Annotated in this window: 14 protein-coding genes; 10 read left to right on the top strand and 4 right to left on the bottom strand. The window is 61.0% G+C overall.

Features of this window, described 5'->3' with window-relative positions:
* The 10 genes from bchM (at window position 1) to V8J81_RS17355 (ending at window position 8,114) form a co-directional block, all read left to right on the top strand.
* The gene (bchM, locus tag V8J81_RS17310; RefSeq protein ID WP_368476995.1) at window positions 1-690 is read left to right on the top strand and encodes a magnesium protoporphyrin IX methyltransferase; all 690 of its coding nucleotides are present in this window, start codon (window positions 1-3) and stop codon (window positions 688-690) included.
* Window positions 687-2,117, top strand: a complete 1,431-nt coding sequence (locus V8J81_RS17315; protein ID WP_368476996.1) for a PucC family protein — start codon at window positions 687-689, stop codon at window positions 2,115-2,117. Before bchM ends, V8J81_RS17315 begins: the two co-directional genes overlap by 4 nt.
* 13 nt (window positions 2,118-2,130) lie before the next feature.
* Window positions 2,131-2,913, top strand: a complete 783-nt coding sequence (puhA, locus tag V8J81_RS17320; protein WP_368476997.1) for a photosynthetic reaction center subunit H — start codon at window positions 2,131-2,133, stop codon at window positions 2,911-2,913.
* A gap of 39 nt (window positions 2,914-2,952) precedes the next feature.
* Window positions 2,953-3,609 (top strand): photosynthetic complex putative assembly protein PuhB, encoded by a 657-nt coding sequence (puhB, locus tag V8J81_RS17325; protein ID WP_368476998.1) that lies wholly within the window; start codon window positions 2,953-2,955, stop codon window positions 3,607-3,609.
* A 16-nt stretch (window positions 3,610-3,625) separates the two neighbouring features.
* Complete coding sequence (gene puhC / locus V8J81_RS17330; protein WP_368476999.1) at window positions 3,626-4,135, top strand: photosynthetic complex assembly protein PuhC; 510 nt, start codon at window positions 3,626-3,628, stop codon at window positions 4,133-4,135.
* A gap of 3 nt (window positions 4,136-4,138) precedes the next feature.
* The gene (locus tag V8J81_RS17335) at window positions 4,139-4,435 is read left to right on the top strand and encodes an O2-dependent cyclase accessory protein (RefSeq protein ID WP_368477000.1); all 297 of its coding nucleotides are present in this window, start codon (window positions 4,139-4,141) and stop codon (window positions 4,433-4,435) included.
* Window positions 4,432-5,559, top strand: coding sequence for a magnesium-protoporphyrin IX monomethyl ester (oxidative) cyclase (gene acsF / locus V8J81_RS17340; protein WP_368477001.1), 1,128 nt, complete (start codon window positions 4,432-4,434; stop codon window positions 5,557-5,559). The genes V8J81_RS17335 and acsF overlap by 4 nt, the downstream gene beginning before the upstream one ends.
* Window positions 5,559-6,371 carry a putative photosynthetic complex assembly protein PuhE gene (gene puhE, locus V8J81_RS17345; protein ID WP_368477002.1) on the top strand — a complete coding sequence of 271 codons (813 nt, stop codon included), beginning with the start codon at window positions 5,559-5,561 and terminating at the stop codon, window positions 6,369-6,371. The genes acsF and puhE overlap by 1 nt, the downstream gene beginning before the upstream one ends.
* Window positions 6,368-7,582: a 5-aminolevulinate synthase gene (gene hemA, locus V8J81_RS17350; protein ID WP_368477003.1), complete on the top strand. Its 1,215-nt coding sequence runs from the start codon at window positions 6,368-6,370 to the stop codon at window positions 7,580-7,582. Before puhE ends, hemA begins: the two co-directional genes overlap by 4 nt.
* An 85-nt stretch (window positions 7,583-7,667) precedes the next feature.
* Window positions 7,668-8,114 carry a c-type cytochrome gene (locus V8J81_RS17355; RefSeq protein WP_368477004.1) on the top strand — a complete coding sequence of 149 codons (447 nt, stop codon included), beginning with the start codon at window positions 7,668-7,670 and terminating at the stop codon, window positions 8,112-8,114.
* A 56-nt stretch (window positions 8,115-8,170) separates the two neighbouring features.
* Here the strand turns inward: V8J81_RS17355 and bchO are convergent, their stop codons facing one another.
* Genes bchO through crtA form a run of 4 tightly spaced genes read right to left on the bottom strand, consistent with a single transcriptional unit; the run spans window position 8,171 to window position 12,475 of the window.
* The gene (bchO, locus tag V8J81_RS17360; protein WP_368477005.1) at window positions 8,171-9,037 is read right to left on the bottom strand and encodes an alpha/beta fold hydrolase BchO; all 867 of its coding nucleotides are present in this window, start codon (window positions 9,035-9,037) and stop codon (window positions 8,171-8,173) included.
* Window positions 9,034-10,728 carry a magnesium chelatase subunit D gene (locus V8J81_RS17365; RefSeq protein ID WP_368477006.1) on the bottom strand — a complete coding sequence of 565 codons (1,695 nt, stop codon included), beginning with the start codon at window positions 10,726-10,728 and terminating at the stop codon, window positions 9,034-9,036. The genes bchO and V8J81_RS17365 overlap by 4 nt, the downstream gene beginning before the upstream one ends.
* Window positions 10,725-11,735 (bottom strand): magnesium chelatase ATPase subunit I, encoded by a 1,011-nt coding sequence (gene bchI, locus V8J81_RS17370; RefSeq protein ID WP_368477672.1) that lies wholly within the window; start codon window positions 11,733-11,735, stop codon window positions 10,725-10,727. The genes V8J81_RS17365 and bchI overlap by 4 nt, the downstream gene beginning before the upstream one ends.
* Before the next feature lie 5 nt (window positions 11,736-11,740).
* Window positions 11,741-12,475, bottom strand: coding sequence for a spheroidene monooxygenase (gene crtA / locus V8J81_RS17375; RefSeq protein WP_368477007.1), 735 nt, complete (start codon window positions 12,473-12,475; stop codon window positions 11,741-11,743).
* Between the last annotated feature and the right edge of the window lie 107 nt (window positions 12,476-12,582).

Genomic DNA, 12,582 nt, shown 5'->3' on the forward strand with positions numbered 1-12,582 from the left:
TTGGTGGACACGCCCACATATGACGCCACCCGCAACCGGGTAGAGGCCTATTTCGACCGCACCGCGACCAAAACGTGGGAGCGGTTGACCTCTGACGCGCCGGTCTCCGGCATCCGCCGCACTGTGCGCGCGGGCCGCGACCGGATGCGCGCGACGATGTTGGCCGCCTTGCCGGATGATTTGACAGGCCGCCGCGTGCTCGATGCAGGCTGTGGCACGGGGGCCATGACCGAGGAATTGGCCAAACGCGGCGCGGACGTTGTCGCCATCGACATCTCGCCGCAACTCATCGACATCGCGGCGAAGCGTCTGCCCGAGGAACTCTCCCATCGCGTGACCTTCCGCTCGGGCGACATGCTCTCCCCCGATCTGGGCGATTTCGACCACGTCATGGCGATGGATTCGATGATCTACTACACCGCGCCCGACCTTGGCCGTGCGCTTGCGGGTCTTGCGAAACGCTGCCCCCATATCGTCTTCACCGTTGCGCCGCGCACGCCCTTCCTGATGGCGTTCTTTGGCCTCGGAAAGCTCTTCCCGCGCAGCGACCGCTCGCCTGTCATGATCCCGCATTCGGAAAAAGCTATACGGCGAGAATTGTTGAAAAACAATTGCTTAACCCCCGGTTGCAACCTTGCAACCGTGTCGTCGGGCTTCTACATCTCCCAATGCTTGGAGATCCGCGCATGAGTATGCTGAAACGCATATCCATCCGCTATCTGCCCTTCGCAGATGCCGCCAGCGATGAGCTGCCGCTCGGCCAATTGCTGCGGCTGAGCCTCTTCCAGGTCTCCGTCGGCATGGCCGCCGTTCTGCTGCTCGGCACCCTCAACCGTGTCATGATCGTAGAGCTTCAGGTTCCCGCCTTCCTCGTCGCCTGCATGGTCGCGCTGCCCGTCCTGATCGCCCCCTTCCGTGCGCTTCTGGGCTTCAAATCCGACACCTACAAATCGGCCATCGGCTGGAAGCGCATTCCCTACCTCTGGTTCGGCACGCTCTGGCAATTCGGCGGCCTCGCCATCATGCCCGCCTGCCTTCTGGTCCTCGGGGGTGAGGTCACGCAAACCACCTACGACATTCCCTTCGCCGGAGAGATCCTCGCAGGCCTCGCCTTCGTGATGACCGGCGTGGGCATGCACATGACCCAGACTGCGGGCCTCGCGCTGGCCGCCGACCGCGCCACGGATGAGACCCGCCCCCGCGTCGTGGCGCTGCTGTATGTGATGTTCCTGATCGGCATGGGCGTCAGCGCCGTGGTGATCGGCTGGTTCCTCCGTGAATTCACCCCGCTGGAGCTCATCCAGGTGATCCAATCCTGCGCCGTCCTGACCCTTGTTCTGAACGTCGCCGCGCTTTGGAAACAGGAAACCGTGCGCCCAATGTCGAAGGCCGAGCGCGCTGTCGCAGGCCCCACCTTCCGCGAGGCTTGGGCCGATTACGCCAATGGCGGCACCGCTGGCCGTCTGCTCGTCGTCGTGTTCCTCGGAACCATGGCGTTCAATATGCAGGACGTTCTGCTGGAACCATATGGCGGTGAAATTCTTGGCCTGTCGGTGTCCGCCACGACGCTCCTGACCGCCACGTGGGCTGCTGGCGCGCTGACCGGTTTCGCTCTTGCCGCCCGTTGGCTGGCGAAGGGCATCAACCCGTTCCGAATGGCGAGCCGTGGCCTTCTCTTTGGCCTTCTCGCCTTCTCCGCCGTAATCTTCTCAAACCCATGGGGCTCGTCGGAGCTGTTCTTCATCGGCGCCTGCGCCATCGGCCTTGGCGGTGGCCTCTTCTCTGTCGCCACGCTGACCGCTGCCATGACCATGCCGACCACGCAAAATGCCGGTCGCGGCCTTGCACTCGGTGCTTGGGGTGCGGCGCAGGCCACGGCTGCCGGTATCTCAATCGCCATCGGCGGAGCAATCCGCGATGGCGTCAATTCCCTCGCCCTGTCTGGACAACTTGGCGAGGCCCTCGACAGCGGAGCGACCGGCTATCAGGTCGTCTACCATTTCGAGATCTTCCTGCTTTTCGCGACACTCGTGGCCCTTGGGCCGCTTGTCAGAACCAGAACGACCAAAACCCAAGACGGGGGGGCAAAAATCGGCCTCGCCGACCTCCCCACTTGAAAGGACCCACGTCATGGAAAATGCATTCTTTGGCAACTTTGACCTCGCAAGCCTATCGATCTGGCTGTTCTGGATCTTCTTCGCGCTGCTGATCTACTACCTGCAGACTGAGAACATGCGCGAAGGCTATCCGCTGGAATCCGAGGAAGGTGGCGAAGCCGCGAACCAAGGCCCTTTCCCAGTACCTGATCCGAAAACCTTCGAGTTGCCCCATGGGCGCGGCAAGGTTGTGGTTCCCTCCGCGGAGAATGAAGAAGAGCATCGCCGCCACGATCTTGATGACGTGATGGAGCGCGAACGCCCCTCCACCGGCTATCCCTGGGACGTGACGGGCGATCCGATGAAGGCTGGTGTCGGCTCGGGCGCTTGGACGCCGCGCCGGGATGAGCCGGAACTGGACGGCCACGGCCACGCCAAGATCGTGCCGATGGGCGCGACCGAGGCCTACCGAGTCAGCGCCGGTAAAGACCCGCGCGGCAAGGTTGTGCGTGGCGGTGACGGCGAAGAGGTCGGTGTGATCTCGGATATGTGGATCGACGCGCCGGAACAGCTGGTTCGCTACCTTGAGATCGAGCTTGATGCAGATCACGGCGGCGGAAAGCGCCTTGTGCCAATCCACTTCTGTCAGATCTGGAACCGCGTGACGATCAACGCGATCCACGGGCGTCACTTCGCAGATGTGCCGATCACCAAGTCGTCCACCCAGATCACCAAACTCGAGGAAGAGAAGATCTCTGCCTACTACGGCGCGGGCATTCTCTACGCCGATGAGGATCGCATGGAACCGCTGCTCTGACCGACGCAGCCAAACCGTAACCCAAGGAGCAACAGACCGATGCCCCACGACCACCACGACGACTTCCAGACCGAGCCGGTCCGTGGCCTTCCCGAGATGCTGCCGGAGGGGGAACACATCCTCTGGCAGGGTCAGCCCCATTGGTGGACGCTGGCGAAAGAAGCCCTCAGCCTGTGGTGGGTCGCAGGCTATTTCGTGTTTCTTTTCGCCTGGCGGACCATCGGCGGGGCGGCAACGGAGTCGTGGGTGCAAAGCGCCACCGCCGCATCGTTCTTCCTTGTCCTGGGTTTAATTGTTTGCGTGCTTCTGATGCTGGTGGCTTTGGTTCAAGCCAAAGCCTCCGTCTATACGATCACCAACAAGCGCGTCGCGATGCGCATTGGCGCGGCACTGACTATGACGCTGAACCTGCCGTTCAAGCAGGTTCAGAACGCCAACCTCGGCCTGCGCAAATCCGGCCATGGGACCATCGCGTTAGAAATGAACCCCGAAGGTGGCACGGGCTTTTCCTACGTCATGACATGGCCGCATGTGCGCCCGTGGAAGATGAAGCACACCCAACCCGCGCTGCGCTGCATCCCCGATGCCAAGCGTGTGGCTGACATTCTTTCGGACGCAGCGCAGACCGCCGTGTCCGAAGCCCCAACGATCAAAGTCACCCGCGTGCCTGAAATGGCCGCTCAACCCGCGGAATGAAGGAGGAGAACGACCAATGACCCTCGATTCCACGACGACCCAAGACCGCATGGTCCGAACCGGGCCGGAGCAGAAACTTGTCGAGCGCGACAAGGAGATGATCCCAACGGTTCTGATCCGCGCGATGTTTATCCTGTGCCTGTGTGTGCTGATCATCGTGACCTATGCCCGGCTGACAGACAGACCGCTGTCAGCCATGCCACCGTCTGAGGCGGACGTTCCGATCGTGACCGAACGCACGGTGCGCATCTTTGCAGATCTTGACGGATCGGCCCGCGTGCTGGGCCTTGACGGCCAAGTCGTTGCCGATTTTGCGGCTGATGAAGGCGGCTTTGTCGCTGGTGTCTTCCGTGTTCTGGAACGCGAACGCGGGGCCGTGGGCCTTGAAGCGTCTGAGCCCATCCGCGTGGTCCGCTATGCCGATGGCCGCATCAGCCTGCGCGATGATTTCACCGATTTCCGGGCCGAGCTTGTTGGTTTCGGTGCAACCAACGAAGCCGCCTTCGCGCGCATTCTGGAGGAATAAGACATGGGCCTTCTGACACGCGAATTCGAAACCCACCCTTGCGAGGTTGAAGTCAGCCACTGCTTCGACAGCCTCCATGCGCATGTGAAGTTTCTGGACGGCACAACCATCAACCCCGGTGACGAAGTGCTGGTGAAAGGGCCGCCTGTGATGGCCCCTTATGGCGAGGTCGTTCGTGAAGAACGCGTCGCCCGCATCACCCGCGCCTCGAAACTGGAACAGCTCTGGACCCGCCTGACTGGCGATTTCGAGTTCATGGAGCTGTGTGAATTTTCATTCTCTGAGGAGGTGAAACTATGAAAGACCTTACCAACGAACCCGCCCTGCACACCGCTGACGCCACGACCGTTGAAGAAGGTTTGGCGATCCAGGAGGAACAGGCGAAGTATGACGACGATTTCGCCACCACGACGGCGATGAGCGATACGCTTTTGACGCCGCGCTTCTACACGACCGATTTTGATGCGCTGGATGCGGTCGACGTCACTCCCGTTCGCCAAGAATGGGACGCACTGATTGCGCAGATGCAATCGGACCCAAACAAGGGCCATTTCAAGAAGAACGAAGATTGGGACCACGTCGATTGGGACGGAATGGAGCCGCAGCTGAAGAAGGAATTCATCGACTTCCTGATCTCAAGCTGCACGGCTGAGTTTTCGGGCTGCGTGCTCTACAAGGAGATGAAGCGGCGCGGGAACAATGAAGACATCACCCAATTGTTCCAGCTTATGGCCCGCGACGAGGCACGCCATGCGGGTTTCATCAACGACGCCCTGCGCGAGGCTGGCCTGCGCGTGAACCTTGGGTTCCTGACGCAGAACAAGAAGTACACCTACTTCCGGCCAAAGTTCATCTATTACGCGACCTACCTGTCCGAGAAGATCGGCTACGCCCGCTACATCACGATTTTCCGCCATCTGGAGAAGCATCCGGAGCATCGCTTCCACCCGATCTTCAAGTGGTTCCGTGAATGGTGCAATGACGAGTTCAGCCATGGTGAGGCCTTCGCCCTTCTGATGAAGACGGACCCCAAACTGACGCAGGGCCTGAACCTATACTGGATCAAGTTCTTCCTCGTCGCGTTTTGCGCCACGATGTATGTGCGTGATCACCAGCGTCCGGCCTTCCACGAAGCCCTCGGCGTCGACCCGGATGAATACGCCCACGAGGTGTTTCGAAAGACGTTCGAGATTGCTCGGCAAGTCTTTCCGATCACGCTCGACATTGATCACTCGCGTTGGCAGCCGGCGTTGGAGCGCCTGCAAAAGGCGAACGAGGATTTGGCAGAGGCCAAGGAACAGGGTCGGTTCCTGCGCAAGATTGACGCGCAGATGCGGGCTGGTCTGGCCTTTGCCAGCATGATGTCGATCCCAGCGATCCGTCGGGAAACGTTGACCAACGTTCGTCTGGAGCCCGCCTACTGATGCTCAGCTCGCCCTGGATCGCGGCCCTTGCGGCCCTTTTTGTCTGGTGGTTCTCCACCGGAGCGATCCTGTTTGCCGTGCGGCGCGCCGATCATGGCGGGCCGCATGCCAGGCTTTGGGCGTGCTTGATGACCTTGCCGATTGTCGTTCTGGGTGTGGCGGGCTTTATCGACACGCTCGCCAACCCATCCCTTGCCGCGGTTTATGTCGCGTTCTTGTCCGCCCTCGCAATCTGGGGCTGGATCGAGCTGACATTCCTGACCGGCACAATCACCGGCCCTGTCACTTCGCATTCGGTGCCCAATGTGTCCGAGGGCGAACGGTTCATTCGTGCCTGGGGCACCGTCGCCTATCACGAGATGCTGTTGGGCGCTGTCATGGTTGCCATGGTGATCCTGTCCTGGGGCGCCGAGAACCAGTTCGGAATGTGGACCTTCGCGGTGCTGTTCGCCGCCCGCATCAGCGCAAAGCTGAACCTTTATCTGGGTGTTCGGAAAGTGAATGTGGAATTCATCCCCGAACCTCTCGAACACCTTCCCAGCCATTTCCGCACCGCGCGGATGAACTGGCTGTTCCCGATGTCGATCACTGCCCTGTCGTTCACAACCGCCTGCTGGCTGGAACGGCTTTGGGTCTCTGAAAGCCAGGCTGATATTGTCGGCTTTGCCCTGTTGAGCGCGCTCTCCGCGCTCGCCCTGTTGGAGCACTGGTTCATGGTGCTGCCACTCCCCGACGAAAAACTATGGCGATGGATGCTGCCCGAGCGCCCCCAGCCTGCCCAAGCGACAAGACTAAGCGAGGAAGTCCAATGAACTTTGACCAGCTGTTTGAATCCCAGCTCGACCAACTCAAGGAAGAGGGAAATTACCGTGTATTTGCCGAGTTGGAGCGTGAAACGGGTGACTTCCCGCGCGTGAAAAACCACGGCAATGGGGAGCAGGACAAGGTCACTGTCTGGTGCTCAAACGACTATCTGGGAATGGGTCAGAACCCCAAGGTCATGCAGACGATGATGGACACCGTCGCGACCTGCGGCACGGGCGCCGGCGGCACGCGCAACATTTCGGGCAATGCGCATCACCACAAGCTGTTGGAGGCCGAACTCGCTGACCTTCACGGCAAGGAAGCCGCGCTTCTGTTTACCTCGGGCTACGTGTCGAACTGGGCGTCCCTTTCCACGCTGGGCTCTCGCTTGCCTAATGCGGTGATCCTGTCGGACGCGCTCAACCATGCCTCGATGATCGAGGGCATCCGTCACGCAAAATGCGACAAGGTCATCTGGAAGCACAACGATCCCGAAGATCTGGACCGGAAACTGGCCGCGTTGCCCTCGAATGCGACCCCAATCGTGGCGTTCGAGTCGGTATATTCCATGGATGGTGACATCGCCCCGATCGCGGAAATTCTCGACGTCTGCGAAAAGCACGGCGCCATGAGCTACATTGATGAGGTGCATGCAGTTGGCATGTATGGGCCGCGTGGCGGTGGCGTGGCCGAGCGTGAAGGCTTGATGGACCGCATCACCCTGATCGAAGGCACGCTTGGCAAAGCCTATGGCTGCGTTGGCGGCTACATCACCGGTTCTCACTCGCTTGTGGATTTCATCCGCTCTTTCGCAAGCGGGTTCATCTTTACCACAGCCTTGCCACCTGCCGTGGCGGCCGCAGCCACCGAATCGATCCGGCACCTCAAGGAAAGCGGTTGGGAACGTGCGATGCAGAAGCGGCAAGTCGCCCGCCTGCGCGCCCGCTTGGACGCCGAAGGTATTCCGCATGAACACAACCCGTCCCACATCATTCCGGTGATGGTGAAGGACCCCGTGAAGTGTAAAATGCTGGCCGACATCCTGATGGATCAGTTCGGGATTTATGTGCAGCCGATCAACTATCCTACCGTCCCAAAGGGAACAGAACGCCTGCGCTTCACGCCCGGCCCGCTGCATACGGATGAGGATATCGAGTACCTCGTGATGGCCCTGAAAACGCTCTGGAAGCAGTGCGCCATTGCGCATGCTGTTGCCTAAGACGCGAAAACTTCACAAAAAGGTGTGGACGCATTCTGGATACACCTAGGTATACAGTTGTGAGCACATTCGAAGGGAGCAACCCATGAAAAGACTTTCTGTCCTGACCGCGGCAGCCGCACTTCTCACCACCCCTGTTCTGGCCGACGGCCACGCAACCGGTGACGCAGAAGCAGGCGAGCGCGCCTTCCGTCAGTGCATTTCCTGCCACGTTGTTGTGGACGCTGAAGGTGAAACGCTGGCTGGCCGCAATGCCCGCACCGGCCCGAACCTTTGGGGCATCCACGGTCGCGTGGTCGGTTCAGTCGAAGATTTCCGCTATTCCAACGGTCTGACGGCCCTGATGGAAGCAGGCACCGAATGGGACGAGGCCGCATTTGTTGGGTACGTGCAAGACCCGACGGGCTGGATTCGTGAAACCACGGGCGATGATAGCCTGCGTGGCGCGATGAGCTTCCGCGTGCGCTCGGAAGAGGACGCGCTGAACCTCTACGCCTATCTTGTCTCGCTCGGCGGGCCGGAAGCAGAATAAGCGGCTTCCGCGATTTAGATGACTTTGACAAACGGGCGGCCAATTGGTCGCCCGTTTCAGTTTGCCGATGCCATAATGCAAAAAGCCCGAACCTCTTGCGCGACGCGGTCAGGCATCTCTTCATGTGATAGATGACCGACCTCGTCCAACACGATCAGATCTGCGTTCGGCATCGCGTTTGCCGCTCGCTGAGCAACTTTCACGCCCACTGCCTCGTCCGCCGCACCATGGATGAACAAGGTGGGCGTCTCGATCTGAGGCAGAGCCTTCCCAAGCTCCGCAAGCGACCATTGCGCCATCATGGCGAGGGTTCCATCGACATGGGATTTGCGGCTGATGAGTTCCGCATATGGTTTGAGCAGTTTCTCAGGCAGTTCAGTTCCGGTCGAGGCGATGACGGAGCGCGCCTGTTTCACGGCCTGATCACCGGAGGGCAGGAAGAACCCGGTCAGCGGATTAAGTGCCAGCACCTTAGCCATGACCGGAAACAGAACGCCTGCAGCGCCCTGAAAATCCTCCAACGCGCCGTTCAGGATGATCAGCTGCCTTGGCTTGCACAAGCTCCGCCGCACCAACTCAAGCGCAACGGCTCCACCGGCCGAATGGCCTATGATCACCTCTGGCTCGGCATCCAGATGCGTGAGGAGCGTGGAAACATCGGAGGCCACATCCGGTAGGCGCGCGCGGCCACGCGGACTTTTCGTGAACCCATGGCCCGGAAGGTCGGGCATGATCGCGTCCCAATCGCCAATGCCCGACTCAAGCAGTGGGGCCCATGTATGTGTTGAGGCGCCGGCCCCATGCAGCATCAGGGCGGTTGGGCCGGCACCTTTTCGTTGCACATGCCAACGATGGGGCGCGACCTGCACGCTTTGGCTGGCGGATCGGTTTGGCCAGCCGGGCGGTGGCAGATGGACAGTCACGGGGTCAGCGCTGCGTCCACAGCGCGGGAAAGGCTTTGCCCGTCGGCGCGGGGCAAGGGCAGGTAAGGGGCCCCCATCTCGCGGGCCAATCCGTCAAGGCCGCGGGTCGGGCGCAATCCGGTGTCGATAACAAGGCCCGGCACACCTTCGGCCCGTAGGGCCCGCGCCATCTGCGTAGCATCCTCGGACGCCTGCGCCCGGTTTGCAGCACCGCTGAGGTCGACGTTGGCACGGCCATCGGTCAGTAGTGCAATCGAGGGTGTCATGCCCTTGCCGCGCACCAACCCCGCCAATTCCATGGCCGCCTTCAAGCCAGCCGCAAGGGGAGTGCCACCGCCGCCCGGAAGGCTCGATAGCCGGCGTTTGGTTTGCACGAGCGACCGTGTGGGCGGCAGAAGCACGTCCGAGCCTTCGCCCCGGAAGGCAACGAGCGCCACGTGATCCCGGCGCGCGTAAGCTTCGGCCAGCAGCAGTTCGACCGCGCCCTTTGCTTCGGCCAACCGCGCCATGGCGGATGAGCCTGACGCATCGACGACAAAGATAATCGCGCGGTCGGAGGCTTCCTGATAGCGGCGAATGCGGAGGTCGGAAGGACGCACATGGATGCGCGTATCGTCCCCTGTTAAATTGCGGCGAATGGTTTGCCACGGGGCCGCGGTGCGCAGGGTTGCGACGAGGTCGAGACGTGCCCCACCCCCAAGCCGTCCGTGGCGTGCCGGCAATGGGCGACCGCGCCGATTGCCAGTGCGCTTCGCACCAGATCCATTGCCAGCGGGCGCCCTATTCGCCTTTGCGGCGGCCATCCGAGCCAACAGATCGGGTGGCAGCATCGCACGTGCGGCGTCGAGCAAGATCTCGGTTGGGATGTCTTCCTTCACCGGGTCGGGTTGGTCACTGTCGTCAGTGCTATCATTCTGTGGCGGTGGGGGCGGTGGCGTGTCCTGCTCCGCCTCTTCGTGTTGCTCTGGGATCTGCGTGGCGCGGGGCACAAACACCAATTCGACCGCCAACAGCAAGTCGGGTTCTTCGACCTCTTCGGCACCGGACAAAGCTGCCGATGCCCGCGCGACGGCCAGTGCCTGCAACGGCGCCCTCAGCGAATGCACGCCAAGCCGTGCTGCAACGCTCACCAATTCCTTCAATGCGTCGTCGGAAACCGTGATACTCGGCAAGGCGATCCGCGCCTCAGCCAAAGCATCCGCATCGAACTCCAATGCAGGCGCGTACGACAGCGGATGGTCGGACAGATCCAGATGAATCGCCAGCCGATCCGACAGACTGGCCGGTAGCCTTTCCCCAGGCTCCGCCCCTTCATCCAAGGCAACCAAAGCAAGATCAGGCCGGGCATCCAGCGCAGCCGCCAATCGTGCGGACAAACCGGGTTCGACCCGCTCCGCCATCGGAAGGAGTAAAACCCCTTCACGATCCAAAATGCCCTGCGTCTGGCACAGTGTTCCGGTTTCCAGCGTCGCGGCCAGATCAAGCCCACCGTAAAGGGCCTCATCCGACATGGTCGGCGCGATGCGATGCAGGGGAGTTTCAGCCAGCGCCAACCGCAACCCGGTTTCAAAACGCTCGCGCACAGGGCCGACGCGACCTCTGACGCTGATGCCGCCCAATGCCGCCGGATCCAGCGCGAAGCACGCGACGGCCAGATTGACCGAATGCCAACGTGCCTCAGCGACACTCACCCCAGAACCTCATCCACGACGCGCATGACGCGGGTGGTGGACCCTGCTTCGTCCAACGGGTCGCGGCGCAGGCGATGGCGCAAGGCGCTTGGTGCGACTTTGCGCAGATGATCGCGGTTCACCTGATCGTCGCCTTCGAATGCCGCCAATGCCCGTGCGGCCCGCAGAAGCGTCAACTCGCCCCGCAGCCCGTCCGAGCCAAGGGCGACGCACAGCGCCGCACAATCGCGAATGATCGCATCGTCAGCCTCAACGGATCCAAGCCGTTTGCGGGCGTCGACAATCTGCCCGCGTAACTCCGCATCGGCCCCTTCCCACTCCGCACAGAAGCTGAGTGCATCGCGGTCATAGGCATCGCGGCGGCGGATCACGTCGATGCGGACATCCAGATCCTTGGGGCTTTCGACTTCAACAGACAGACCGAAGCGATCCAAAAGTTGGGGCCGAAGCTCCCCTTCCTCAGGGTTACCCGATCCGACCAGAACGAAATTTGCGGCATGGCGGATCGAAAGGCCCTCCCGCTCGACCACGTTCAGGCCCGATTGCGCCACATCCAGCAGAAGATCGACGATGTGATCTTCCAGCAGGTTGACCTCATCAATGTAAAGATAGCCCCGGTTCGCCCGTGCCAGAAGCCCCGGTTCAAAGGCTTTTTCGCCTTTTGTTAGGGCCTTCTCGATGTCTAAGGCGCCTACAACGCGATCTTCGGTTGCGCCAAGGGGCAGGTCGATCACTGGCGTCGGTTTTGAGACTGTATTGGCATCCAACAAAGTGACCCAATCCGGCACATCAGAGACAAACTCAGAGTTCACAGGGCAGCCGGCCACTGCATCAATCTCAGGCAACAGCGCCGCCAATCCACGCACGGCGGTCGACTTGCCGGTGCCGCGGTCGCCAAACACCAGAACCCCGCCGATGCCACCATCAATGGCCGTCAGGACCATGGCCCGCTTCATTTCATCCTGACCCACAATCGCGGAGAACGGGAAAGAGCCTGGGCGCTTCATATCTTTCATTCGGCGGCAATCCTTGTGTCATCACGCATTTGGTTGGCCAGCGGTAGGTCAGGGGCTCGCCCTTCCCAAACGCCTTCGACGGCGTCCACGTTGAACCGGGCGTAGAGGTCTTCTTTGAACCATTGCTCCGTGCGCACCGCACGAATGGCGCGCGCATGAGGGCCATCATGTCGGGCGAACGCGGCCATGCTGTCTGCATCGGGCCAGATAGAGAATGTCACCTGATGCAGCCAGGGCACTTCACCAATCCCGATCTTGAATAGAACGTTCGGATCTTCGCCGATCACTTTGGAGATACCAGGGACGCGACCCCAGAACTTTGCTGCGATCCTTGGCTTGATCGTCGCGCGGGTCAGGGCGGCGATTGGGCCGCCGTTCGGCTCTACACCTGCGGCAAACGGTGCCTCCCCGGCCCATGTGCCCCGCGCAGACGTAGCGCTCAGGAACAAGGTACGTGATTCTGAGGCGTGCTCGCGGTAACGGCGAAAGACGTCGCTGCCATGGATCGCGCGCCGCGCCGCATCATGATCCGGCCATGTGGCGAGAATCGCATAGACGGCGGTGTTGGGCACCGGAGTGAACCCTTCGCCGGTGCCTGAACCGCACAGCTTCCATGTCTCGATTTCGCGAATATTGGACAGGCCACGCCGCGCCAGACCCATCTGGGCAAACGCCCAAAGACGCGCAGAAAGCGCGCCGAAGCGGAACAGGCTGAGAGTCACAGATTGCATGGCCGGTCTTTCCATGTGTCAACTTAATCTGACATAATGATCCACGATTTGGAAGATAAATCGCCTTTGCAATGTATGCCTTGGGTGGATAGTGTAAGTTTTAGTGG

Source organism: Gymnodinialimonas sp. 202GB13-11 (genome assembly GCF_040932485.1).
GTDB lineage: Bacteria > Pseudomonadota > Alphaproteobacteria > Rhodobacterales > Rhodobacteraceae > Gymnodinialimonas > Gymnodinialimonas hymeniacidonis.

Coding starts and splice junctions, on each gene's coding strand:
- V8J81_RS17315 (WP_368476996.1), top strand. CDS start 687: ATGAGTATGCTGAAACGCATATCCATCCGCTATCTGCCCTTCGCAGAT.
- puhA (WP_368476997.1), top strand. CDS start 2,131: ATGGAAAATGCATTCTTTGGCAACTTTGACCTCGCAAGCCTATCGATC.
- puhB (WP_368476998.1), top strand. CDS start 2,953: ATGCCCCACGACCACCACGACGACTTCCAGACCGAGCCGGTCCGTGGC.
- puhC (WP_368476999.1), top strand. CDS start 3,626: ATGACCCTCGATTCCACGACGACCCAAGACCGCATGGTCCGAACCGGG.
- V8J81_RS17335 (WP_368477000.1), top strand. CDS start 4,139: ATGGGCCTTCTGACACGCGAATTCGAAACCCACCCTTGCGAGGTTGAA.
- acsF (WP_368477001.1), top strand. CDS start 4,432: ATGAAAGACCTTACCAACGAACCCGCCCTGCACACCGCTGACGCCACG.
- puhE (WP_368477002.1), top strand. CDS start 5,559: ATGCTCAGCTCGCCCTGGATCGCGGCCCTTGCGGCCCTTTTTGTCTGG.
- hemA (WP_368477003.1), top strand. CDS start 6,368: ATGAACTTTGACCAGCTGTTTGAATCCCAGCTCGACCAACTCAAGGAA.
- V8J81_RS17355 (WP_368477004.1), top strand. CDS start 7,668: ATGAAAAGACTTTCTGTCCTGACCGCGGCAGCCGCACTTCTCACCACC.
- bchI (WP_368477672.1), bottom strand. CDS start 11,735: ATGAAGCGCCCAGGCTCTTTCCCGTTCTCCGCGATTGTGGGTCAGGAT.
- crtA (WP_368477007.1), bottom strand. CDS start 12,475: ATGCAATCTGTGACTCTCAGCCTGTTCCGCTTCGGCGCGCTTTCTGCG.